The sequence below is a fragment of the Streptomyces caeruleatus genome (assembly GCF_001514235.1).
Taxonomy (GTDB): Bacteria; Actinomycetota; Actinomycetes; order Streptomycetales; family Streptomycetaceae; genus Streptomyces; species Streptomyces caeruleatus.
Map to the genome: position 1 here is coordinate 30,703 of NZ_KQ948932.1, position 23,934 is coordinate 54,636.

A 23,934-nucleotide genomic window follows, 5' to 3' on the forward strand; every position below is an offset into this window, starting at 1 on the left:
GGGGCCCTCACCCACAGGGCCCCGCCGACCCCCAGGCCCCCGTTTCAGACCCCAAGACTTACAACCCTGAGAGGGATTGACGCATAGTGCTCGACGTCAACTTCTTCGATGAGCTCCGGATCGGTCTGGCCACCGCTGACGACATCCGTCAGTGGAGCCACGGCGAGGTCAAGAAGCCCGAGACCATCAACTACCGCACCCTCAAGCCGGAAAAGGACGGACTCTTCTGCGAGAAGATCTTCGGTCCGACCCGGGACTGGGAGTGCTACTGCGGCAAGTACAAGCGTGTCCGCTTCAAGGGCATCATCTGTGAGCGCTGCGGCGTCGAGGTCACTCGCGCCAAGGTGCGTCGTGAGCGGATGGGCCACATCGAGCTGGCCGCGCCTGTCACGCACATCTGGTACTTCAAGGGTGTTCCTTCGCGCCTCGGCTACCTGCTGGACCTGGCGCCCAAGGACCTCGAGAAGGTCATCTACTTCGCGGCGTACATGATCACGTACGTCGACGAGGAGCGTCGTACCCGCGACCTGCCCTCCCTGGAGGCGCACGTCTCCGTCGAGCGGCAGCAGATCGAGAACCGCCGGGACGCCGACCTGGAGGCCCGCGCCAAGAAGCTCGAGACCGACCTGGCCGAGCTGGAGGCCGAGGGCGCCAAGGCCGACGTGCGCCGCAAGGTGCGCGAGGGTGCCGAGCGCGAGATGAAGCAGCTGCGTGACCGTGCGCAGCGCGAGATCGACCGTCTCGACGAGGTGTGGACCCGGTTCAAGAACCTCAAGGTCCAGGACCTCGAGGGCGACGAGCTGCTCTACCGCGAGCTGCGTGACCGCTTCGGCACGTACTTCGACGGTTCGATGGGTGCCGCGGCGCTGCAGAAGCGCCTGGAGTCCTTCGACCTCGACGAGGAGGCCGAGCGCCTCCGCGAGATCATCCGCACCGGCAAGGGCCAGAAGAAGACCCGTGCGCTGAAGCGGCTGAAGGTCGTGTCTGCCTTCCTGCAGACCTCCAACAGCCCCAAGGGCATGGTCCTCGACTGCGTCCCGGTCATCCCGCCGGACCTTCGCCCGATGGTGCAGCTGGACGGTGGCCGCTTCGCGACCTCCGACCTGAACGACCTGTACCGCCGTGTGATCAACCGGAACAACCGACTGAAGCGCCTTCTCGACCTCGGTGCGCCCGAGATCATCGTGAACAACGAGAAGCGCATGCTCCAGGAGGCCGTCGACGCGCTGTTCGACAACGGCCGTCGTGGTCGCCCGGTCACCGGCCCCGGTAACCGCCCGCTGAAGTCCCTCAGCGACATGCTGAAGGGTAAGCAGGGTCGATTCCGTCAGAACCTGCTCGGTAAGCGTGTGGACTACTCCGCGCGTTCCGTGATCGTCGTCGGTCCGCAGCTGAAGCTGCACCAGTGCGGTCTGCCGAAGGCGATGGCGCTGGAGCTCTTCAAGCCGTTCGTGATGAAGCGGCTCGTCGACCTCAACCACGCGCAGAACATCAAGTCTGCGAAGCGCATGGTCGAGCGCGGCCGTACCGTCGTGTACGACGTCCTCGAAGAGGTCATCGCCGAGCACCCGGTGCTGCTGAACCGTGCTCCCACCCTGCACCGCCTCGGCATCCAGGCCTTCGAGCCGCAGCTGGTCGAGGGCAAGGCCATCCAGATCCACCCGCTCGTCTGCACCGCGTTCAACGCGGACTTCGACGGTGACCAGATGGCCGTGCACCTGCCGCTGTCCGCGGAGGCGCAGGCCGAGGCCCGCATCCTGATGCTGTCCTCGAACAACATCCTCAAGCCCGCCGACGGCCGTCCGGTGACGATGCCGACCCAGGACATGGTCCTCGGTCTGTTCTTCCTCACCACCGACGGCGAGCTGCGTGACACCAAGGGCGAGGGCCGGTCCTTCGGCTCCACGGCCGAGGCGATCATGGCGTTCGACGCCGGTGAGCTGGCGCTGCAGTCGGCGATCGACATCCGCTTCCCGGTGGGCACCATCCCGCCGCGCGGCTGGACCCCGCCGGCGCAGGAGGAGGGCGAGCCCGAGTGGCAGCAGGGGGACACCTTCCGCCTGCGCACCACCCTGGGCCGCGCGCTCTTCAACGAGCTGCTGCCCGAGGACTACCCGTTCGTCGACTACTCGGTGGGCAAGAAGCAGCTCTCCGAGATCGTCAACGACCTGGCCGAGCGCTACCCCAAGGTCATCGTGGCGGCGACGCTCGACAACCTGAAGGCGGCCGGCTTCTACTGGGCGACCCGTTCCGGTGTCACCGTGGCCATCTCCGACGTCGTCGTTCCCGAGGCGAAGAAGGAGATCGTCCGCGGCTACGAGGCGCAGGACGAGAAAGTCCAGAAGCAGTACGAGCGCGGTCTGATCACCAAGGAAGAGCGCACTCAGGAGCTCATCGCGATCTGGACCAAGGCGACCAACGAGGTCGCCGAGGCGATGAACGAGAACTTCCCCAAGACGAACCCCATCTTCATGATGGTTGACTCGGGTGCCCGAGGAAACATGATGCAGATGCGGCAGATCGCCGGTATGCGTGGTCTGGTGTCGAACGCCAAGAACGAGACGATCCCGCGTCCGATCAAGGCGTCCTTCCGTGAGGGCCTGTCCGTGCTGGAGTACTTCATCTCCACGCACGGTGCCCGTAAGGGTCTGGCGGACACCGCCCTGCGTACCGCCGACTCGGGTTACCTGACCCGTCGTCTGGTGGACGTCTCGCAGGACGTCATCATCCGCGAGGAGGACTGCGGCACCGAGCGCGGCCTCAAGCTGGCCATCGCCGAGCGCGGCGCCGACGGCGTCCTGCGCAAGGCGGACAACGCCGAGACGTCCGTGTACGCGCGCTGCCTCGCCGAGGACATCGTCGTCGACGGCAAGGTGCTCGCCCCGGCGGGCGTCGACCTCGGTGACGTCCTCATCGACGTGCTGGTCGGCGCGGGCGTCGAGGAGGTCAAGACCCGCTCGGTCCTGACCTGTGAGTCCGCCGTCGGCACCTGCGCCATGTGCTACGGCCGCTCGCTGGCCACCGGCAAGCTGGTCGACATCGGTGAGGCGGTCGGCATCATCGCCGCCCAGTCCATCGGTGAGCCCGGTACCCAGCTGACGATGCGTACCTTCCACACCGGTGGTGTGGCCGGTGACGACATCACCCAGGGTCTGCCGCGTGTCGTCGAGCTCTTCGAGGCCCGTACCCCGAAGGGTGTCGCCCCGATCTCCGAGGCCACCGGCCGCGTCCGGATCGAGGAGACCGAGAAGACCAAGAAGATCGTCGTCACCCCGGACGACGGCAGCGACGAGACGGCGTACCCGATCTCGAAGCGTGCCCGGCTCCTGGTCAGCGAGGGCGAGCACGTCGAGGTGGGCCAGAAGCTCACCGTGGGTGCCACCAACCCGCACGACGTGCTGCGCATCCTGGGTCAGCGTGCCGTCCAGGTCCACCTGGTCGGCGAGGTCCAGAAGGTCTACAACTCGCAGGGTGTGTCGATCCACGACAAGCACATCGAGATCATCATCCGGCAGATGCTGCGCCGTGTGACGATCATCGAGTCCGGCGACGCCGAGCTGCTGCCCGGCGAGCTGGTCGAGCGCTCGAAGTTCGAGACCGAGAACCGTCGTGTGGTGCAGGAGGGCGGTCACCCGGCCTCCGGTCGTCCGCAGCTCATGGGTATCACCAAGGCCTCGCTGGCCACGGAGTCCTGGCTGTCGGCGGCGTCCTTCCAGGAGACGACCAGGGTCCTCACGGACGCGGCGATCAACGCCAAGTCCGACTCCCTGATCGGCCTCAAGGAGAACGTCATCATCGGTAAGCTCATCCCGGCCGGTACGGGTCTGTCCCGCTACCGCAACATCCGGGTCGAGCCGACCGAGGAGGCCAAGGCCGCGATGTACTCGGCCGTCGGCTACGACGACATCGACTACTCGCCGTTCGGTACGGGCTCCGGCCAGGCCGTTCCGCTGGAGGACTACGACTACGGTCCGTACAACCAGTAAGGCGTACGTCCACTGAAGGGCGGTCACCTCTCGGGGTGGCCGCCCTTCGGCGTGTCAGTGGCCGCTTTCCAGGTGTGCCTGTAGGTGGTGCAGGCGCGTGTGCACATCCGGATGCGAGTCCAGCAGCCGTGCGATCAGGCCCTGTGGTCCGAACGGGGCACCCCCGGCCGCGGCGACCGCCCGCTCGGACTCCTCCCGCTGGTGCTCCTCGTGCAGCACGGTGATCAGCTGGGGCGCGAAGCCGAGACCCGCCGCGTGCTCGTCCGCCCTGAGCTCGGCGCGCCTGGACACGGCTGCGGCCACGTAAGGGGTGGCCAACGGCAGGAACACCAGGCCGTACGTGGCCGTCGCGAGGGCGACCACGGTGGCGCCCAGCACACCGATCAGTACGGCGGCGGCGCCCACGGGCAGGCGGTCGACCTGCGAGGCCAGCCGCAGCAGCAGCCGCCAGGCGAGCCGCCCCGGCAGGGCGTACCAGGAGGTGAGCAGCGATGCCCAGGCGTGTCCCCGGGCGTGATGGCCCAGCTCATGCGCGAGTACGCCGGCGAGCTGGGCGGACTGCAGGGTCCGCAGCGAGTGGCTGGTGACACCGACGATGTGACCGGCCGCGGCCATGGCGTTGATCCCGACGCCGTCCTCGACCCACAGCTGGTAGGCGTTGCCGTCCACTCCCGCACGGGCGGTGACCTCACGCCACACGGACCGTAGCTTCCGCCCCTCCTCCGGGGTGGGGTGGCGCAGGCCGAACAGCCGTCGGGCCATGAGCCGTTCGCAGGGCTGGTGGAAGGCCAGGGAACCGCTCAGCACCCAGCATCCGAACGGCGCCCACCAGGGCATGCCGCTCAGGGCGTCCACGGCGTACGCCGCCCCGAAGACGACGGCCAGGCCGGCGAACAGGTGCGGGAGGTGGAGCACCAGCGATCCGAGGGTGGTGACGTCCACGCCGCGCTGACGTGCGGTGATGTGGATACGGCCAGTACGCCCGAGAAGGTCGTCCGGCTCCGACGGGGAGGGGGCCGGTTCCTCCGGTATCCCGGACTCGTACGACGGGGGCATGGTTCTTCCTTCCCGTGCCGACGGCACAGAGCGGGGAGGTTCAGGCGAGGAGCATCGACCCGGGCAGCAGGACCGCTGCGTTGCCGAAGGCGATCAGGCCGGTCCGGATCCAAAAGTGCTTGCGGGAGGCGATGGCGCTCGTCTCGGTCAGGGCGAGCAGCAGGGCCCTGACGGGGTCGCGTCCCGTGTCCGTGAGTGCGGCGGTGAGCCGGCCGACCTGTGCGGCTCGCCGTATGTCGCCGAAGTAGGTGAGCGGCCGACCGGGCGTCCAGCGGCTTCGTCCGTAGCGGGGCAGCACCGCCAGCAGCAGGGCGAAGAGGGCGATGACCAGGGAGAACACCCCGGCCCACCACAGCAGGGCGGCGGGGCCGGGGAGCCGGGCCGGGGTCCAGTGGCGGCTGGTCAGCAGCGCGGCCAGCACGCCCGCCGAGATGCCGAGCGCTCCGACCAGGACGGTGGCCTTGCTGTCGGCGCGGGTGATCTCGCCGCGGAGTTCTGTGAGCAGCCGGGCGGCCACCTGTGCTCCGGGGTCGTCCGGCGAGGTGACGGCCCGGTTCATGTGAGGGCTGCCCGGTCGTCGTCGGCCGGGCCGGACTCGGTCGCCGGCGGTTGTCGCTCCAGCTCCGCGGACGAAGGCGGGTTCTCCGCCTCGGCGAGGGCGCCGGTCCGCAGGATGGTCTTCATACGCTCGGCGATGAGCTCATGGGGCTCGTGGAGTTGGTGATCCTCCAGGCGTTTGCCGGTCAACGCCTGGTTGATCAGATCCATCTGGGTGTCCAGCAGCTTGTTCTGGCCGGCCTGCAGATGGTCCAGGACGCGCTGGGTCTCCTCGGGGTGTGCGGCCAGGTGCAGGGCGAGGGCGGCGGTGCCGCCCCTGGCCAGCGTGGATTCGTAGAACCTGATCTGCTCGTCCCTGAGCCGGGCCTCGTATGTCTCGCGGCGCCGGTTCACCTCGTGCTCGGGCAGCGCGGCCTCCGCCTCGTGCCGGGCGGTGCGCAGGCGGGACTGGTGGGAGCGCTCGGTGGCGTCGCGGCGCAGGCGTATGGAACAGGTGACCCGCAGACCCTGATCCCGGCCGAGTGATGTCGCGGCGTCCACTCTCTGCTGTACGGCCCGCTCCGCCTCGGCACTGGCATCTATCGGGTGGCGGCGCCCGGCGTCCCGCATCAGCGGCAGCAACTCGCGCGTGAGCAGGCCGGGCACGTCGCGCTCCTGGCTGCGGACGAACTGTTTTGGATCGGCGACCCGCCAGCCGACGTCGGCCGCGACTTCGAACTCGAAGCTGTCGACCAGGCTGGGCAGGGGCACGTTCAGCTGGAAGGCGTGCGGATCCGTGTTCACCTCGTACAGGGCGACGTAGCGCCGCACACTCGTGGGACGGTCGGGCGGCAGGAAGGTCTCGTACTCGCCCCGCCGGGTCACACAGACCAGGGCGTGGTCGATGCGCCCCGTGAATCGTCGGCCGCCGAGACTGAATCGCGGGAGCTGCCAGACGGTGCGGACGGGATCGGTGCGCGGGGCGGCAGGGCGCTGGGGCTGCTGCCGGAACCAGTCCAGTTGCTCTTGCTCGGGGTCTTCCATGGTTGGCCTCCGAAAGCGGGTCAGTCCAGGGCGAGGTGCTTGCTCAGCCGAACGGCAACCGGCAAGGGAGCACTCTTGGAGTCGCGGACCGTGTCCAGCAGATGCTTGACGCGTCGGCGATTGGTGGACGTGGTGACGAGGGCGGCGAGCAGCGAGGCGAGTGCGGACTCGGCTTCCGGGTCACCGTCGGCCCTGCGTACCCAGCCCCGCAGGATGGCCAGGGCGTACGCGTTGTGCGTCTGGTCGGCGAGCAGCGCGTTCCAGAAGAAGGCCAGGTGCTGTGCGGCCGTCTGGTCCTCGGCTGCCGCGGCCTGCGCGTACCAGTGGAGGACGGGCGGTCGGTCGGTGTCGTCGTCCTTCGTCTGCTGGCAGGCCTGGCGGAAGGCGAGCAGGGCGTGTGGGCGCACTACGCGATCCGTAGGAAGCAGTTCGACGAGTGCGGCCAGTACGGGTTCCCGGACGGCGAGGAGCAGGAGCTCGAGTGCGTCCGCGAGCTGCCGGGCCTCCTCCGACAGCTCGGCGTCCGCGTCCTCCTCGTCACCGCTCTCGGCTTCGGTGGGCGCCGGCCGGTGCATGGCGTCCACGAGGGCGGCCAGCGTCTCCTGGTGGTGCACCGGGCCGAGGAGGCCGTAGGCGCGGATGGCCGTCCAGCGGCGGCTCTCGATGTCGCCGGTGCACCAGTCGTGCAGGATCCGGGAGGTGGTCGGCACCTTCAGCAGCTGGGTCATGGTGAGGGCGTTGGCCGCGGTCAGCCATGAATGGGGGTTACGGCCGTCGGCCCACGGCTCGATGACCAGGGCCAGAGCGGACGACAGATCGGCGGTGGCCAGCAGCGCGGCGGCCGAGGCCGCACGGGTACGCACCAGGGGGCGGCGGTCGTCGGCGAGCTTGCGGATCCACTCGGCGAGGGCGGGGCGCGCCGACGGGTGGAGGTTCCACACCTCCTCCAGCAGCATCGGGGCGGTGCGCTCGTCCCGGAAGCGGGCGCAGAACTTGCCGTCGAGAGGGCCCCACTCGGTGATCTCCGCGGTCATGTAGCCGTCGGCGTGAGCGAGCCGGAGCCGTTCTTCGCGGGAGCTGCCGAAGACCGGGATGCTGGGCTGGACGTTGGGGGCCTGGATTCTGTGCAGGCGTACGAAGAGGCCGTCGGCGAGCTCTGCCGCCACCGCGTACGGCGCCTTGTCGAAGACGGCGAGGGAGACGAGGAAGGCCTTGTCGTGCAGTTCGGGCTTCTCCTCGGTGAGCCAGCGGGTGACCTGGCTCGCCACGGCGGTCTCCCCGTATGCGGCGAGCTGCTCCTCGTCGATCTCGCCGCGTCGGTGCGCGAGGAGCTGCAGCGCGAACTGCTTGATCTCGGCCGGCCGGTGATACCGGGTGAGGAACTCCTTCACCGCCGTCAGCCCGCACAGCTCCGGCCAGGCGGACTCCCCGGTTGCCGGGGTGACGTGCGCGTGCAGCATGTCCTTGGCCGACGGGGGCTCCCACCGTACAAAGGGGAGGCCGCTGAGTGCCGCCGAGGGCTCGACGGTGATCACCAGGTGCGCATCCGTGTGCTCCAACCGCTCCCGCAGCGACAGCAGTTGGGCCTCGCGCACCGGATGGTTCCGGCCGACCGGTAGATCGCACAGGACGTATCCCGCCTGGCTGTCCACCTGGTCCGCCAGTTCGGGGAACGACGCGGGAGGATCGAGTGAGCGCATCCGGTCGATGCCCAGTCGCCGCAACAGCATCAGTGCGGCGGAGCGGCGGCCTGTCTCGCGTCCGCCGGACAGGATGACGAGCCGGTCGTCCCGAAGCTGCTTGAGGGCCTTGTCGAAACTGGGGCAGCCTCGGAAGAAATCCCCGACCTCCTTGATTTCCTTCGGCGAGATCGGGCCGGACATCGTGCGCGGGATCGGGGCCGGGCCGCCCAAGTAGATGTGCTGATCTCCGTTGTGCGTGCCGCCTGTCTGGCCGAACTGGTCGCCCCTGACCAGTGTGGAGACGAAGTCCGGGCCGTGCGCGATCAGGTCCCGGCGGGCGGCCCAGGCCGGCTGCCTCGGCTGTCGCTGTTCCTTGTCCGCCTCGTCCTGCTTCTTCTGCTCGCCGTCCTGCGACGACTCCTCGGCCGTCTGCGCCGAGCTGCCCGCTGCCTCTTCCTGGCTCATCGGCGCTCGTCCCGCGCGGGCCGGTCGAAGTGGAAGGTCTGGTCGCCGTGGTGGGTGCCGCCGGCCTGGCCGTACTGGTCGCCGTTGATGTGGGTGACGTGGCTCTGGGGGGCGGGCGAGTCGGGGACGGAGGGGGAGTCGGCGGCTGCGGCTGCGGGAGAGTCCGCGGTTCCCGGCCTGCCGTGCAGCCAGGCGACGGTCGGCCCTTCCTTCGTGTCCACTGTGATGCGGTGGAAGTCCTCGGGGCGCACACCGAGCGGACCGTGCCGGACCACGCCCTGGTAGACCCCGTCGGACACGCACAGGACGCTGTCGCCCTCGCTCTGCTTGAGCGCGTCACGCAGGGGGTCGGCGTCGAGGAGACGTACGGCGTGGTTGAGGTCCGAGCCGACCCAGCCGTTCAGCTCGTCGATGGCGACGTAGCCGGACGAGAGCACGATGCGCAGACGCATCCGGGCGCTGCTGGCGATCAGCCGGTTCTTGTTGTGCAGGAGGGCGGGGGTCTCGGTCAGGAGAGCCTTCACCAGCGTCGGTACGGAGACCTGGGTGTCGATCAACTCCATGACGGAGTCGCCGCGGTCCGCGCGCAGGCGGGTGGTCTCGTCGACCGAGGCGGCGACCAGCGTCGCGTCCACGACGTCGTACAGGACCCGGCGCAGGAACGCCTGTTCCACGTCGTCGCGGGAGCCGTACTGCTCGATGTCGAAGAGAAGGATCGTGCGGTACACGGGGTCGGTCATGTCTGCCTCTCGTACGTCGGCGTCCGTTGCCCAGCACGATGGCTGGCCGCAGGCCCGCGTCAGAGGACCGATGACATGGACGAACTGTGACCGTGTGCACAGAAGGGCGGCCGCAGTGCGGTCACGCGGGCATGCAGGTCACGCTGAGCTTTCGCCGACGATGCGGCGCAGCACCTCGGGACGGAGGACGACGATGCGGCGGCGTCTGGTCACGACGACCTCACGTGCGCGCAGGTCCCTGAGCAGCCGGGCCACCGCCTCGCGCGAGGAGCCGACCGAGCCGGCGAACTCCTGCTGGCTGAGTCCGATGGTGAGCTCGATGCCCTCGGCGGTTCTGTTGCCATGGGTACGGACGAGTTCGAGCAGCAGGACGGCCAATCGCTCGCGCACGGTGAGCGCTGCCCATTCCAGCCGGCGGCGGTCGGTGGATCGCTGTCGGTCGGTCGTCAGGCTCAGCAGCTGTAAGGCCACCTGGGGATTGCGGGAGAGGAAGGCGGTGAAACGACTCTGCTCGATGACGACCGCCTCGACCGGCTCCAGCGCTGTGACGGTCGCGGCGCGCTGACGTCTGCTCAGGGCGGCGCCCTCGCCGAGGATGTCACCGGGGCCGCGCAGGGCGAGAAGCGCCTCGTACCCGTTGGCCGCGAGGGCCGTGACCTTGGTCCAGCCGTGCAGGAGAAGCAGCACATGGGCGGACGGCTCGTCCTGGCGCATGATGACCTCCCGCGCCCGGTACCGCAGCGGGCGGCCGGCGGCCAGCAGGTCGGCCCGGTCCTCCTTCTCCAGACGGGCGAGGAACGGCACCCTGTCGTCGAAGCCGTCGTCGTCCCAGGCGCGTGTCTGTCTCCCGGCCATACCCGTCGGCCCCCCGTGTTCACCTGCGCCGATGCTCATGTCCCGCAACCAGTCAACGTACCTGGACGGGGTGCGCGGGAAACCGGCGACAACCGGCCGCTGTGGCCGATGTGCCCGCCTCGGCACTGCTGGGCACGGCCTCCGGGACATCTCCGGGTAGGACCCCGATGCCGGGAGCGTCCCACCGGCGCATCATGGAAGGACTCCGACCAGTACGGGGGAGGTGCTCCATGACACATCCGTCGTGGCAGGGGAGCGGTGCTCCGCAGCCGTGGCAGGGGAATCGTGCCCCGTCGAGATGGCAGGGCGCTCAGGGGCCGCAGGTGTGGCCTGGCCTGGGTGGCTCGGCGATGCTTGCCTCGCATGCGGATCGTGAGCGGGCCGTGGATGTGCTCAGGGCGGGGTTCGGGGAGGGGCGGCTGGAGAAGAGCGAGTTCGATCAGCGGATCGAGCGCGCCTATACGGCTCGTACGGTGGGTGAGCTGGCTCTGCTGGTCGCGGACCTTCCCCAGGGGCCGCTGCCGCAGCCGGTGCCCGTGACGCCCGTGCCGCGGGCCTTTCTGCCGGTGGCCCGGCCGCAGGTGAACGGCAAGGCGGTGGGGTCCGCCGTCTGCGGGGTGCTGTGCCTGGTGAGTTTCGGGCTGACCGGGATTCCGGCGGTCGTGCTGGGGCACTCGGCCCGTTCCGAGATACGGCGCAGCGGGGAGGGCGGTGACGCGCTCGCCCTGACCGGGCTGGTGCTCGGGTGGCTGTCGACCGCGGGCTGGGCGGTGCTGCTGACGCTGATGCTCGTGGCCGCCGCGGTGTCGACCTAGGCCGGCGCGAAGGTGGTCCGGGAGGTGCTCCGATGTGCTCGAATCGCCGTTTCGAAGATCGAACACGTCGTGTGGTCTTGACATCGGCCGTATGGCGATGCGGGCGAGGTCCATTTGTTTTGACCGTAGCGTTTGAGGTAGGTACGCTCAGACCTTGTGCCTGGGGTGTGCCCTGGCTCTCGTGCGTGCCTTCAACCGCATAGCGAGCTGTGAGCGGCCACCGTAATCTGTGCTCTTTTCGCCTCGCGGCGGGAATCCGCCGGATTCGACACACCCGACCGCGTGGGTCGGCGACGTTCCAGGTTAGCTTCACCATTCGGCACACAGAAACCGGAGAAGTAGTGCCTACGATCCAGCAGCTGGTCCGTAAGGGCCGGCAGGACAAGGTCGAGAAGAACAAGACGCCCGCACTCGAGGGTTCCCCTCAGCGTCGTGGCGTCTGCACGCGTGTGTTCACGACCACCCCGAAGAAGCCGAACTCGGCCCTGCGTAAGGTCGCGCGTGTGCGTCTGACCAGCGGGATCGAGGTCACCGCTTACATTCCGGGTGAGGGACACAACCTGCAGGAGCACTCCATCGTGCTCGTGCGCGGCGGCCGTGTGAAGGACCTGCCGGGTGTTCGCTACAAGATCATCCGTGGTTCGCTTGACACTCAGGGTGTCAAGAACCGCAAGCAGGCCCGCAGCCGCTACGGCGCCAAGAAGGAGAAGTAAGAATGCCTCGTAAGGGCCCCGCCCCGAAGCGCCCGGTCATCATCGACCCGGTCTACGGTTCTCCTCTTGTCACGTCGCTCATCAACAAGGTGCTGCTGAACGGCAAGCGCTCCACCGCCGAGCGCATCGTCTACGGCGCCATGGAGGGTCTGCGTGAGAAGACGGGCAACGACCCGATCATCACGCTGAAGCGCGCGCTTGAGAACATCAAGCCGACCCTCGAGGTCAAGTCCCGCCGTGTCGGTGGTGCGACGTACCAGGTTCCGATCGAGGTCAAGCCCGGTCGTGCCAACACGCTCGCGCTGCGCTGGCTGGTCGGTTACTCCCGCGCCCGTCGCGAGAAGACCATGACCGAGCGTCTCCTCAACGAGCTTCTCGACGCCTCGAACGGCCTCGGTGCGGCCGTGAAGAAGCGCGAGGACACCCACAAGATGGCCGAGTCCAACAAGGCCTTCGCGCACTACCGCTGGTAGTCGCAGACCCCATCGAGACCGAGAGAAGACTGAAGCCTTATGGCTACCACTTCACTTGACCTGGCCAAGGTCCGCAACATCGGGATCATGGCCCACATCGACGCGGGCAAGACGACCACCACCGAGCGGATCCTCTTCTACACCGGCGTCAGCTACAAGATCGGTGAGGTCCACGACGGCGCTGCCACCATGGACTGGATGGAGCAGGAGCAGGAGCGTGGCATCACGATCACCTCTGCTGCCACCACCTGTCACTGGCCGCTCGAGGACAACGACTACACGATCAACATCATCGACACCCCGGGTCACGTCGACTTCACGGTCGAGGTGGAGCGTTCGCTCCGCGTGCTCGACGGTGCCGTCACGGTGTTCGACGGTGTCGCCGGTGTCGAGCCGCAGTCCGAGACGGTGTGGCGTCAGGCCGACCGTTACGGCGTGCCGCGCATCTGCTTCGTGAACAAGCTGGACCGCACCGGTGCCGAGTTCCACCGCTGCGTCGACATGATCTCGGACCGCCTTGGTGCGCAGCCGCTGGTCATGCAGCTTCCGATCGGTGCCGAGGCCGACTTCAAGGGCGTCGTGGACCTGGTCCGCATGAAGGCGCTCGTGTGGTCCGCCGAGGCCGCCAAGGGCGAGATGTACGACGTCGTCGACATCCCGGCCACGCACACCGAGGCTGCCGAGGAGTACCGCGGCAAGCTGATCGAGGGCGTCGCCGAGAACGACGAAGAGATCATGGAGCTGTACCTGGAGGGCCAGGAGCCCACCGAGGAGCAGCTGTACGCCGCGATCCGTCGCATCACCATCGCGTCCGGCAAGTCCAGCGACACCACGGTCACCCCGGTGTTCTGTGGCACCGCGTTCAAGAACAAGGGCGTCCAGCCCCTGCTCGACGCGGTCGTGCGCTACCTGCCGACCCCGCTCGACGTCGAGGCCATCGAGGGCCACGACGTGAAGGACCCCGAGCTGGTCGTCAAGCGCAAGCCGTCCGACGACGAGCCGCTGTCCGCGCTGGCGTTCAAGATCATGAGCGACCCGCACCTCGGCAAGCTCACCTTCGTCCGGGTCTACTCGGGCCGCCTGGAGTCCGGCACCGCCGTGCTGAACTCCGTCAAGGGCAAGAAGGAGCGCATCGGCAAGATCTACCGCATGCACGCGAACAAGCGTGAGGAGATCGAGTCGGTGGGCGCCGGCGACATCATCGCCGTCATGGGCCTGAAGCAGACCACCACCGGTGAGACGCTGTCCGACGACAAGAACCCGGTGATCCTGGAGTCCATGGACTTCCCGGCGCCGGTCATTCAGGTCGCCATCGAGCCCAAGTCCAAGGGTGACCAGGAGAAGCTGGGTGTCGCCATCCAGCGTCTCGCGGAGGAGGACCCCTCCTTCCAGGTTCACTCGGACGAGGAGACCGGCCAGACCATCATCGGTGGTATGGGCGAGCTGCACCTCGAGGTGCTGGTCGACCGTATGCGCCGTGAGTTCAAGGTCGAGGCCAACGTCGGCAAGCCGCAGGTCGCCTACCGCGAGACGATCCGCAAGGCCGTCGAGCGCGTCGACTACACGCACAAGAAGCAGACTGGTGGTACCGGCCAGTTCGCCAAGGTGCAGATCGCGATCGAGCCGATCGAGGGCGGCGACGCCTCGTACGAGTTCGTGAACAAGGTCACCGGTGGTCGTATCCCGAAGGAGTACATCCCTTCGGTCGACGCCGGTGCGCAGGAGGCCATGCAGTTCGGCATCCTCGCGGGCTACGAGATGACGGGCGTCCGCGTCACGCTCATCGACGGTGGCTACCACGAGGTCGACTCCTCCGAGCTCGCGTTCAAGATCGCCGGTTCGCAGGCCTTCAAGGAGGCCGCGCGCAAGGCCAGCCCCGTGCTGCTCGAGCCGATGATGGCCGTCGAGGTCACCACGCCCGAGGACTACATGGGTGAGGTCATCGGCGACATCAACTCCCGCCGTGGCCAGATCCAGGCCATGGAGGAGCGGATGGGTGCCCGGATCGTCAAGGGCCTCGTTCCCCTCTCGGAGATGTTCGGCTACGTCGGCGACCTGCGCAGCAAGACGTCCGGCCGTGCCAGCTACTCCATGCAGTTCGACTCCTACGCCGAGGTTCCGCGGAACGTCGCCGAGGAGATCATCGCGAAGGCCAAGGGCGAGTAACGCTCCGCGTTCACACGCTTTAGGCTTGACTCCGGAGCCGCCAGGGGTATTCACCCACATTTGTGGGGGGATGCCCCCGGCCCCGGGCTTTCCAGCAAAGATCACCTGGCGCCGATGAAGCAAGGCGTTCAGAACCACTCCACAGGAGGACCCCGTGGCGAAGGCGAAGTTCGAGCGGACTAAGCCCCACGTCAACATCGGCACCATCGGTCACATCGACCACGGTAAGACGACCCTCACGGCCGCCATTACCAAGGTGCTGCACGACGCGTACCCGGACCTGAACGAGGCCTCGGCCTTCGACCAGATCGACAAGGCTCCCGAGGAGCGCCAGCGCGGTATCACCATCTCCATCGCGCACGTCGAGTACCAGACCGAGACGCGTCACTACGCCCACGTCGACTGCCCCGGTCACGCGGACTACATCAAGAACATGATCACCGGTGCCGCTCAGATGGACGGCGCCATCCTCGTGGTCGCCGCCACCGACGGCCCGATGCCGCAGACCAAGGAGCACGTGCTCCTGGCCCGCCAGGTCGGCGTTCCGTACATCGTCGTCGCCCTGAACAAGGCCGACATGGTGGACGACGAGGAGATCCTGGAGCTCGTCGAGCTCGAGGTTCGTGAGCTGCTCTCCGAGTACGAGTTCCCGGGCGACGACCTGCCGGTCGTCAAGGTCTCGGCGCTCAAGGCCCTTGAGGGCGACAAGGAGTGGGGCAACACCGTCCTCGAGCTCATGAAGGCCGTGGACGAGAACATCCCGCAGCCCGAGCGTGACGTCGACAAGCCGTTCCTGATGCCGATCGAGGACGTCTTCACGATCACCGGTCGCGGTACGGTCGTCACCGGCCGTATCGAGCGTGGTGTCCTGAAGGTCAACGAGACCGTTGACATCGTGGGCATCAAGCAGGAGAAGACCACCACCACGGTCACCGGCATCGAGATGTTCCGCAAGCTGCTCGACGAGGGCCAGGCCGGTGAGAACGTCGGTCTGCTGCTCCGTGGCATCAAGCGCGAGGACGTCGAGCGCGGCCAGGTCATCATCAAGCCCGGTTCGGTCACGCCGCACACCGAGTTCGAGGCCCAGGCCTACATCCTGTCCAAGGACGAGGGTGGCCGCCACACGCCGTTCTTCAACAACTACCGTCCGCAGTTCTACTTCCGTACGACGGACGTGACCGGCGTGGTGACCCTCCCCGAGGGCACCGAGATGGTCATGCCGGGTGACAACACCGAGATGAAGGTGGAGCTCATCCAGCCCGTCGCCATGGAAGAGGGCCTGAAGTTCGCCATCCGTGAGGGTGGCCGGACGGTCGGCGCCGGCCAGGTCACCAAGATCAACAAGTAGTTTTGTTGGTTTGACCTGGTAGCTCCAGCCTGAGCTGAGCTCCTGGAGGGGCCCGTACGACTTCGGTCGTACGGGCCCCTTTGCTTTCCCGCAGGTGGCACGCGTCAGGTGTTGGAGCCGTCCTCGACGAGGCAGAAGTCGAGGTGGCTGAGGCCGTAGAAGGTCATGTTCATCGGGTTGACCGGCGCGTGGAGTTCCCCGTCCGCCTGAATGCCCGTGGGCCGGTAGTCGTAGACGTTGGTGTTCGGGCCGCCCTTGACGAGGACGCCGATGGCGGCGAAGTCGTCGGAGATGTCGAAGTCGAAGGTGTTGTCGGTGCCGAGGTCGAGGATGGTGACCTCATCGTCCTCCCCGAACGACCCTGCCGACACCGGCTCGACCTGGACGATCCGGTCGCAGTCGAAGGGGGTGATGCTGGCGGGCAGCGAGTCGAAGTTCTGGTTACCCAGTACCTCTACCGGCTGCTCGCCGGAGGTGCTGGGAGGCCCCGGAACCGCCGACGCCGGGCCGGCGCCGACGGTGACCGCCAGGGCCGTGGTCAGGCCGAGGCCGATGCCGCGGGCTGTCCATCTCGCTCGGGTCGACCGTGTGGTTGTTCGGGTGGTTACTCGCACAACGAGTGCTCCTTCTTGCTCTGGAGGTACCGGAGTTCGCCCGGACTGACACGCATCCACCGCCGGGCATCTGATCATTTGCACAATCCGATGAACGCCACTCCCGGGACTTCCTCCGCCTAGCCCGTCCGGGTCGCGGAGCACCGGAAAGGCCGAGTGCCGACCGGCCGCCACACCTGGCAGTACGCCCTGCAAATAGGACATACATTTAAAAAAGGTTGATATAACCCTCATGGGGCGTGCGCTGATCCTCCGATGCGGCGGCGCCCCATGTCTTCGCCTAGGGCCGGGGTCACAGGGAGAACCATGCGGCAGTCCACCAGCACGGTGTCAGGGCGGGCAGTTCCCCTCACACCGCACCGGCCAGCCATGCGCCGGAGCCCGGCGGACGGGTGGTACGTACCGGTCGCGGTCGGCGCCGACGCGGCCGGCATGGCGCTGCCGGCCGCGGTGGCCCTCTCGGTGATCGGTACGGCCCACCCCGTGCACCAGGCCATGGCCGTCACGCTCATCTGGCTGCTCGTGGGCCTCGCCGCCCGGCGCTACGCACCCTCCGCCTGGGACGAAGGCGCCCCCGCCGGACCGGTCGTGCGGGACTGGCTGGTCCTGCTCGGCGTGCTGGCCGTACTGCGCACCGTCTCCGGGCTCGGTGACCCAGCCGCGACGGAGCTTGCCGCGCTGTGTCCGTCGTTGGCGGTGACCGTGCTGTGCCGCAAGGCGATCCACCGCCGCATCCTGACCGTACGCCGACGGGCCGAGGGGCTGCGACGTGTCCTCGTCCTCGGCGAGGCCGGGGCCGTGGACGCCGTGGTCGGGCAGCTCGCCGAGCGTACGGACCACGGGTATGTGGTGGTCGGGGCCTGTGTGCTGGGCGACGGCGACGTGCTGTCCGGGGTGCCCGTGCCCGCCCGGCTGCCCGGCGACTCGCCGACCGCTCCGGACGAGGATGCCGCGCCGGTGGCGGACGCGGCCGAACTGCTCGGTGCCGACCTGGTCTTCGTCACCGCCGGCCGGCACATGTGCGGGGACCGGCTACGGCGGTTGTCCTGGGCCCTGCACGACCGGGGCCGTCGGCTCATGGTGCTGCCCGGCATCGTCGAAGTGGCCCGGCGACGGGTCCGTATCGCCTCCGCGGCCGGGCTCACCCTGCTCGACGTCTCGCCGCCGACGCGCCGCGGCCTGCCCACGCTGCTGAAGGCCGCCACGGACCGGTCGGGCTCGCTCGTCCTGCTCGTGGTGCTGGCCCCGCTGTTCGCCGTGCTGGCGCTCGCCGTCCGGCTGACTTCGCCCGGGCCGGTCATCTACCGCCAGACCCGAGTGGGCCGCAACGGGGCGCCGTTCCCCATGTGGAAGTTCCGGACCATGGTCGTGGACGCGGACCGGATGAAGGGTGACCTCGCGGCGGCGAACGAACACGACGGCCATATGTTCAAGCTGCGCCGGGACCCGCGCGTCACGTCCGCCGGGCGCTTCCTGCGCCGCTATTCGCTGGACGAACTGCCCCAGTTGGCCAATGTCCTGCTCGGCCACATGTCGCTGGTGGGCCCCCGCCCGCCGCTGCCCGAGGAGGTCGCCCGCTACGACCGGGTGGAGATGCGCCGGCTGAGCGTCAAACCCGGTCTCACGGGGCTGTGGCAGGTGAGCGGGCGGTCGGACCTGTCGTGGCACGAGACCGTGTCGCTGGATCTGCGGTATGTGGACAACTGGTCGTGGGGCTGGGACATGGCGGTCATGGCCCGGACGGTCCGGGCTGTGCTGGACGGGCGCGGGGCCTACTGAGCGGGCGCGAGGCCAATCAGGTGGATCTCACGATAAGTCCGCTTGTCCCATCGGGTGTGGGGGCGCCCGGCGTCTACGTTCGGAGTGTGGACTTCCCCAGCACAGTCAGGCAGCTCTCGAAGGCGCAGAAGCCTGCCCGCGGGGTTCCCGGCTACTCGCGGTTCGTCAATCGGCCGGCCGGAAGGCTGCTGGCGGCCGCGGCCCACCGCATCGGCCTCTCGCCCAACCATGTGACCGCCGCAAGCGGCCTGGTCACCTTTCCGGCCATCGCCGCCATCGCCCTTCACCCGCCTACACCAGCACTCGGAGCATGGGTCACGCTCGCCCTGCTGGTCGGGTTCGCCCTCGATTCCGCTGACGGTCAACTGGCCCGGCTGCACGGGTCGGCCGGCCCTGCCGGTGCGTGGATGGACCATGTCGTGGACTGCGCGAAGCTGCTGAGCGTCCACGCGGCGGTTCTGATCTCGTTCTACCGGTTCTTCGACCTGCCGCATCCCGTCGTACTGCTCGTCCCGATCACGTTCCAGTTCGCCGCTGTTCTGCTCTTCTTCGGAGGGATGCTGACGGAACAGCTGAGGCGGCGAGCGACCGACGCACAGGTCGCCCCGGTGCGCCAGGCCTCCACCGTGCGCGGCATCGCGTTGCTGCCCGTGGATTACGGGCTGCTGTGCCTGCTCTTCCTGTTCCTCGGGCATGAGGATCTCTTCCTCGCGGTGTACGCGGCCCTGCTCGCGGCCCACCTGGTGCTCGTGCCCGCATTCTTCGTCAAGTGGTTCAGGGAACTCTCCTGACTCGGTTCATGCCCCTCAAGAAGACAGGAAGGAGAGCCGCCCCATGGCGGACACCACTGTGCCGACGGCCGGGGAACGCTCCCTGCGAGGCTTCACCGGAGCCGGCTACGACAAGGGGCGGCCCCTGCTCGTTCAGGCGGCCTGGTTCGCCGTTCTCAACCTTGTCTTCGTCAAGTGGTGGTTTCCGGCCCGCTGGCGTCCCGCTCTGCTGCGGGCCTTCGGTGCGCGGGTCGGGCGGCGGGTGTTGATCCGTCACCGTGTGCGGGTGCACTGGCCGTGGCGGCTGGACGTGGGCGACGACGTGTGGATCGGCGAGGACGCCTGGTTGCTCAACCTCGAGCGCATCAGCATCGGCAGCAACGCCTGTGTCTCCCAGGGGGCGTTGCTGTGCACCGGAAGCCATCAGCGCCACAGCCCCACCTTCGAGTTCGACAACGGGCCGATCCGCCTGGAGCCCGGCGCCTGGGTCGCGGCGCGGGCCGTGGTGTTGCGAGGGGTCACCGTCGGGCGTGGCGCTGTCGTGGGCGCCTCGACGATCGCCCGCCGTGACGTCGCGCCGGCCGAGGTGGTCACGACGAGGGACGTGAGATGAGACTCGTGCACGTGGTGACGCTCGTCAGCGAGGACGGGGCGTACGGCGGCCCCACGAGCGTGGCGACGGGACAGTTGGAGGAGTGCGCCGCGCGCGGCCACGAGGTCACGCTGCTTTCCCTGTGGCGCGGCAGATCCCGGGCGCCGGCGCGCATCGGCTCGGTGCCGCTGCGAACGCGTCCGGCGCGCGCGCTGCTTCCGGGCCGCTTCACCGGAATCATGCACCCGATGCTGGTGAGGGACATGTGGCGCTGCATGGGCAGGGCCGATGTGGTGCACATCCACGCGGGGCGCGACCTCGTCTCCCTCACCGCGCTGGCCGTGGCGGCGCTGCGGGGAAAGAGGTTCTTCACGCAGACGCATGGAATGGTGGAGCCACGGCACAGGCTGGTCGCCAGGATCTTCGACCGTCTGTACGTGCCTTTGCTGCGCCGGGCGCGCGGTTGTCTGGTCCTCACCGAGCGGGAGCGGCGGGCCGTGTCCGAGGTCGTCGGACCGCAGTGCCCGCCGCTGCTGACGCTGCCCAACGGGGTGCGGCCGGAGCGTAACGCGGCGGTGGAGCGCCGACGGCACGCCCCGGAGGTGCTCTTCATGGCGAGGCTGCACCCGCGTAAGCGCCCGGAGGCGTTCGTCGAGATGGCCGCGCTGGTTCACCGGAAGCTGCCCGGTGTGCGCTTCACCCTGCACGGGCCCGACGAGGGCTCACTGCCGGCGGTGCGTCAGCTCATCGCCGAACACCGGCTCACGGATGTCGTCTCCTACGGCGGGGCGCTGTCGTACGCCGAGGCCCTGCGCGCCTACGCGAACGCGGCGGTGTACGTACTGCCGAGCGTGGACGAGCCCTTCCCCATGACCGTGATCGAAGCCCTGGCCGCGGGAGCACCCGTGGTGTGTACGGACACCTGTGGCATGGCGGACGAGCTCGCGCGCCGTGGAGCGGCGATCGTCACGGACGGCAGTCCGCCGACCATGGCCGACGCGGTCTGCGAGCTGCTCACCGACGAGAACAAGCGAGACGGGGTGGTGAAAGCGGGCAAGCGCGCAGTGGAAGAGGCCTTCTCCATCCACGCGGTGACGGACCGGCTGGAAGAGCTCTACCGAAATCTCTGACAGGCCCAGACGGAGGCATCAGGTGACTCGGGGCACGGAAGGGCGTGGCATATCAGTCTAATTCGGATAAATAGTGCATAACCTACCAGGCAGATCTCAGTGACCACCGATTCCGGGTTTCTGGAGGAGCTGCCATGACCAACCAGGTGGACGTCGTCGTTGCCGGAGGCGGGGGATTCATCGGTGGGCACCTGGCTGCCGACCTCCTGGCGCAGGGGATGTCCGTCCGCTGCGTCGACGTCAAGCCGCAGCACGAGTGGCACCAACTGCACCCCGAGGCCGAGAACGTCGTCGCGGATCTGTCGCTCCTCGAGAACGCCCGCGCCGCGGTCCGCGACGCCGGCCAGGTGTACATGCTGGCCGCCGACATGGGCGGCATGGGATTCATCGAGAACCACAAGGCCGCCTGCATGATGTCGGTGCTGACCAGCACCCACATGCTCAAGGCCGCGCACGAGGCCGGTGTGGAGCGCTACTTCTACTCCTCGTCCGCCTGTGTGTACGCCGCCGGCAAGCAGACCGCCTCGAACGTCACCGCGCTGAAGGAGGAGGACGCCTACCCGGCGCAGCCCGAGGACGGCTATGGCTGGGAGAAGCTGTTCTCCGAGCGCATGTGCCGTCACTTCGAGGAGGACTACGGCTTCACCTGCCGTATCGCCCGCTACCACAACGTGTACGGCCCCGCGGGCACCTGGACCGGAGGCCGCGAGAAGGCACCGGCGGCCGTGTGCCGCAAGGTCGCCGAGGCGGTCCTCTCCGGGGCGCACCGGATCGACATCTGGGGCGACGGCCGGCAGACCCGCTCCTTCATGTACATCGACGACTGTCTGCACGGCACGCAGATGCTGATGCGCGGGACCAGCAGTGTCCCCGTCAACATCGGCTCCTCCGAGCTCGTCACCATCAACCAACTGGTCGACATCGTCGAGGAGATCGCGGGCATCCGCTGCGAGCGCAAGTACCAGCTGGACGCTCCGCAGGGCGTACGCGGCCGCAACTCCGACAACAGCCTGATCCGCGAACTCCACGGCTGGGAGCCGTCGATCCCCCTGGCCGAGGGGATGGAGAAGACGTACGCCTGGGTCTACGACCAGGTCAAGCGCGCCCGCTCCTGACCCTTCGAACCGGCCGGGAGAGCAGTCGATGAGGATCCTCGTCCACGACTACAGCGGACACCCGTTCCAGGTACAGCTCTCCCGTGAGCTGGCCCGGCGCGGTCATGACGTCGTCCACTCGACCTGCCCGGCCTACGTCTCCGGGAAGGGCAACCTCGCCGAGGACCCGGTCGTCGGCCTCCGGTTCGTCACCATCGGCGACCGCGTCGTGCTCGACAAGGGCGCCTACGTCCGGCGCCTCTTCCAGGAGACCCTGCTGGGCCTGGAACTGGCCCGCCAGGTACGGCGCGAGAAGCCGGACGTGGCGATGCTGGGGAACCTGCCGGTCCCGACCCTGGTCGTGGCCGCGGCGGCACTGAGGGCGCTGCGCATCCCCTGGGTGCTGTGGCACCAGGACATCACCGCCGTCGCCCTCAAGAGCTTCGCCGCCGCCGGGGTGTCACGGCTGATGGGCATCGCCGCGAAGGTCTTCGAGCGGGGTGAGAAGTGGGCGGCCCGACGTGCCTCGGCGATCGTGGTGATCGCCGACTCCTTCGTGCGGATCCACCGGGAGTGGGGCACCGCCGGCAAGGTCACCGTCATCCCCAACTGGGCGCCGCTGGACGAGATCCTCCCCGTTGCCCGCGCCAACGCGTGGTCTCGGGAGCACGGCCTCACCGGCGTCAGGACCGTGCTCTACTCCGGCACCATCGGCCTCAAGCACAACCCCGCCCTCCTGGTGCGGCTGGCCGAGACGCTGCGCGGGCAGGGCGAACGGGTCCGCCTCGTCGTCGTCAACGACGGCCCGGCCGTGCCGGTCATCAGGGCGGCCGCCGCGGCCCGAGGCGTCGACCTGACCCTGCTGCCCTTCCAGCCCTACGACCGGCTGCCCGAGGTGCTGGGCACCGGCGATGTGCTGGTCGTGCTGCTGGCGGCGGACGCGGGCGAGTTCTCGGTGCCCTCCAAGACGCTGTCCTATCTGTGCGCCGGGCGCCCCGTGCTGGGCCTGATGCCGTCGGACAACCTGGCGGCCGAGCTGCTCCGCCGGGCCGGCTCGGCGGTGTTCGCCCCGGAGGAGTCCTCACTGCCGGACGCGGCCTCCTGGGTCCGCGAGGTCCTGAACGACCCGGCGCGCGCGGAGACGCTGGGCAAGGAGAGCCGGGCGCTGGCCGAGCGGGAGTTCGCCCTGGAGGGCTGTGCCTCGCGGTTCGAGGACATCCTGCGGACCGTGAGCCGCTCCGGCGCCGACTGAGCCTTTTCGTCATGGCAGGCCGCTTCACAGAACCGACGTTGGGAGCTCTCGATGCGTGAAATCTCGTACGAGGAGCAGACGGTCAGGTCCAGCAACCCACTGGCCCGTTTCGCTCATCGCACTCGCATGACGATGGCGGTGAATCTTGTCACCGGCGTAACCGCGAAGCACGGCACCGTCGTCGATTTCGGTGCCGGCCCGGGGCTTTTTCTGCACGCGCTCGGTGAGGCGCGCCCCGACGTCACTCTCCTCGGATACGACGCGTACATGGAGCCGACGTATCCGGAAGTGAAGTACGTGGCATCGATGGAAGGCATCGCGGCGGGAAGCGTGGATGTGCTGACGGCTTTCGAGGTCTGCGAGCACCTTTACGCCGACGAACTCGATGCCCTGCTCGACGACGCCCTGCGCATCCTCAGGCCGAACGGCGCGCTCGTGATCTCCGTGCCGATCATGTGTGGCCTGGCGATCGTGCCGAAGGTGTCGAACTGGATGATTCGCAGCCGCTCGCTCAAGTCGGAATACACGCCGACGGAAGTACTGAAAGCGATGGTGGGCATGCGGGTGAGTCGGCCGGAGAACCCGCGGACCACGCACAAGGGGTTTGATTTTCGTCAGTTGCGGGAGGTCGTGGAAGGGCGATTCTCCATTGACGCCACGCATATGAGCCCGATGCCGAACATGCCCTGGTGGCTGAGCTCGCAGTACTTCATGATCTGTCGTCCGAAGCGAAACTCCGCAAGTAATTCAGCTGTGTGCGCATAATGTGATCTACATTCCGCAGGCCTTCCGGCGAAACGCTCCTGTATTCACCCGACATGCA

General features: G+C 68.2%; 20 protein-coding genes. 13 read left to right on the plus strand and 7 right to left on the minus strand.

Translation table 11 applies throughout. The annotated features are described in order from the left end of the window. Window positions 1-86: 86 nt before the first annotated feature. Entirely contained in the window at window positions 87-3,986 is a 3,900-nt protein-coding gene (locus tag AQJ67_RS25965) for a DNA-directed RNA polymerase subunit beta' (RefSeq protein WP_062721688.1), read from the plus strand. 54 nt (window positions 3,987-4,040) lie between these two features. Here the strand turns inward: AQJ67_RS25965 and AQJ67_RS25970 are convergent, their stop codons facing one another. The 6 genes from AQJ67_RS25970 to AQJ67_RS25995 form a co-directional block, all read right to left on the minus strand. Next, the gene (locus AQJ67_RS25970) at window positions 4,041-5,042 is read right to left on the minus strand and encodes a M48 family metalloprotease (RefSeq protein ID WP_062721690.1); all 1,002 of its coding nucleotides are present in this window, start codon (window positions 5,040-5,042) and stop codon (window positions 4,041-4,043) included. Between the two features lie 40 nt (window positions 5,043-5,082). Then, a complete protein-coding gene (locus AQJ67_RS25975; protein ID WP_062721692.1) occupies window positions 5,083-5,601 on the minus strand; it encodes a Pycsar system effector family protein in 519 nt (172 codons plus the stop codon). Further along, window positions 5,598-6,623, minus strand: a complete 1,026-nt coding sequence (locus AQJ67_RS25980; protein ID WP_062721694.1) for a hypothetical protein — start codon at window positions 6,621-6,623, stop codon at window positions 5,598-5,600. The genes AQJ67_RS25975 and AQJ67_RS25980 overlap by 4 nt, the downstream gene beginning before the upstream one ends. 20 nt (window positions 6,624-6,643) lie before the next feature. Further along, entirely contained in the window at window positions 6,644-8,770 is a 2,127-nt protein-coding gene (locus AQJ67_RS25985; protein ID WP_062721696.1) for a hypothetical protein, read from the minus strand. Further along, window positions 8,767-9,510: a hypothetical protein gene (locus AQJ67_RS25990; protein WP_062721698.1), complete on the minus strand. Its 744-nt coding sequence runs from the start codon at window positions 9,508-9,510 to the stop codon at window positions 8,767-8,769. The genes AQJ67_RS25985 and AQJ67_RS25990 overlap by 4 nt, the downstream gene beginning before the upstream one ends. A 138-nt stretch (window positions 9,511-9,648) precedes the next feature. Continuing rightward, window positions 9,649-10,365 carry a Crp/Fnr family transcriptional regulator gene (locus AQJ67_RS25995; protein WP_062721699.1) on the minus strand — a complete coding sequence of 239 codons (717 nt, stop codon included), beginning with the start codon at window positions 10,363-10,365 and terminating at the stop codon, window positions 9,649-9,651. Between the two features lie 350 nt (window positions 10,366-10,715). Between AQJ67_RS25995 and AQJ67_RS26000 the strand changes: the two genes are divergently transcribed. The 5 genes from AQJ67_RS26000 to tuf all read left to right on the plus strand — a co-directional run bounded on the left by AQJ67_RS26000 (window position 10,716) and on the right by tuf (window position 15,880). Then, window positions 10,716-11,180: a DUF1707 and DUF4190 domain-containing protein gene (locus tag AQJ67_RS26000; protein WP_062721701.1), complete on the plus strand. Its 465-nt coding sequence runs from the start codon at window positions 10,716-10,718 to the stop codon at window positions 11,178-11,180. Between the two features lie 341 nt (window positions 11,181-11,521). Next, on the plus strand, window positions 11,522-11,893 hold the full coding sequence (gene rpsL / locus AQJ67_RS26005) for a 30S ribosomal protein S12 (RefSeq protein ID WP_003948652.1): 372 nt from the start codon (window positions 11,522-11,524) through the stop codon (window positions 11,891-11,893). A 2-nt stretch (window positions 11,894-11,895) separates the two neighbouring features. Then, window positions 11,896-12,366, plus strand: coding sequence for a 30S ribosomal protein S7 (rpsG, locus tag AQJ67_RS26010; protein ID WP_003992340.1), 471 nt, complete (start codon window positions 11,896-11,898; stop codon window positions 12,364-12,366). A gap of 39 nt (window positions 12,367-12,405) precedes the next feature. Further along, entirely contained in the window at window positions 12,406-14,532 is a 2,127-nt protein-coding gene (fusA, locus tag AQJ67_RS26015; protein ID WP_062721703.1) for an elongation factor G, read from the plus strand. Between the two features lie 154 nt (window positions 14,533-14,686). After that, complete coding sequence (tuf, locus tag AQJ67_RS26020; RefSeq protein WP_030046358.1) at window positions 14,687-15,880, plus strand: elongation factor Tu; 1,194 nt, start codon at window positions 14,687-14,689, stop codon at window positions 15,878-15,880. A gap of 104 nt (window positions 15,881-15,984) precedes the next feature. On the opposite strand, the gene AQJ67_RS26025 is transcribed toward tuf, so the two are convergent. Beyond that, window positions 15,985-16,494 carry a hypothetical protein gene (locus tag AQJ67_RS26025; protein ID WP_062721705.1) on the minus strand — a complete coding sequence of 170 codons (510 nt, stop codon included), beginning with the start codon at window positions 16,492-16,494 and terminating at the stop codon, window positions 15,985-15,987. A gap of 369 nt (window positions 16,495-16,863) precedes the next feature. On the opposite strand from AQJ67_RS26025, the gene AQJ67_RS26030 reads away from it, so the two are divergent. The 7 genes from AQJ67_RS26030 to AQJ67_RS26060 all read left to right on the plus strand — a co-directional run bounded on the left by AQJ67_RS26030 (window position 16,864) and on the right by AQJ67_RS26060 (window position 23,876). Continuing rightward, on the plus strand, window positions 16,864-18,273 hold the full coding sequence (locus tag AQJ67_RS26030; RefSeq protein ID WP_062721708.1) for a sugar transferase: 1,410 nt from the start codon (window positions 16,864-16,866) through the stop codon (window positions 18,271-18,273). A gap of 86 nt (window positions 18,274-18,359) precedes the next feature. Beyond that, window positions 18,360-19,064, plus strand: coding sequence for a CDP-alcohol phosphatidyltransferase family protein (locus AQJ67_RS26035; protein WP_062721710.1), 705 nt, complete (start codon window positions 18,360-18,362; stop codon window positions 19,062-19,064). A gap of 43 nt (window positions 19,065-19,107) precedes the next feature. Next, window positions 19,108-19,656 (plus strand): LbetaH domain-containing protein, encoded by a 549-nt coding sequence (locus AQJ67_RS26040; RefSeq protein WP_062721712.1) that lies wholly within the window; start codon window positions 19,108-19,110, stop codon window positions 19,654-19,656. Beyond that, window positions 19,653-20,765, plus strand: a complete 1,113-nt coding sequence (locus tag AQJ67_RS26045; protein WP_062721718.1) for a glycosyltransferase — start codon at window positions 19,653-19,655, stop codon at window positions 20,763-20,765. Before AQJ67_RS26040 ends, AQJ67_RS26045 begins: the two co-directional genes overlap by 4 nt. 134 nt (window positions 20,766-20,899) lie before the next feature. Then, on the plus strand, window positions 20,900-21,880 hold the full coding sequence (locus AQJ67_RS26050) for an NAD-dependent epimerase/dehydratase family protein (protein ID WP_062721720.1): 981 nt from the start codon (window positions 20,900-20,902) through the stop codon (window positions 21,878-21,880). Between the two features lie 28 nt (window positions 21,881-21,908). After that, window positions 21,909-23,111 (plus strand): glycosyltransferase family 4 protein, encoded by a 1,203-nt coding sequence (locus AQJ67_RS26055; protein ID WP_062721722.1) that lies wholly within the window; start codon window positions 21,909-21,911, stop codon window positions 23,109-23,111. A gap of 51 nt (window positions 23,112-23,162) precedes the next feature. After that, window positions 23,163-23,876, plus strand: a complete 714-nt coding sequence (locus AQJ67_RS26060; protein WP_208615046.1) for a class I SAM-dependent methyltransferase — start codon at window positions 23,163-23,165, stop codon at window positions 23,874-23,876. Window positions 23,877-23,934 lie beyond the last annotated feature (58 nt).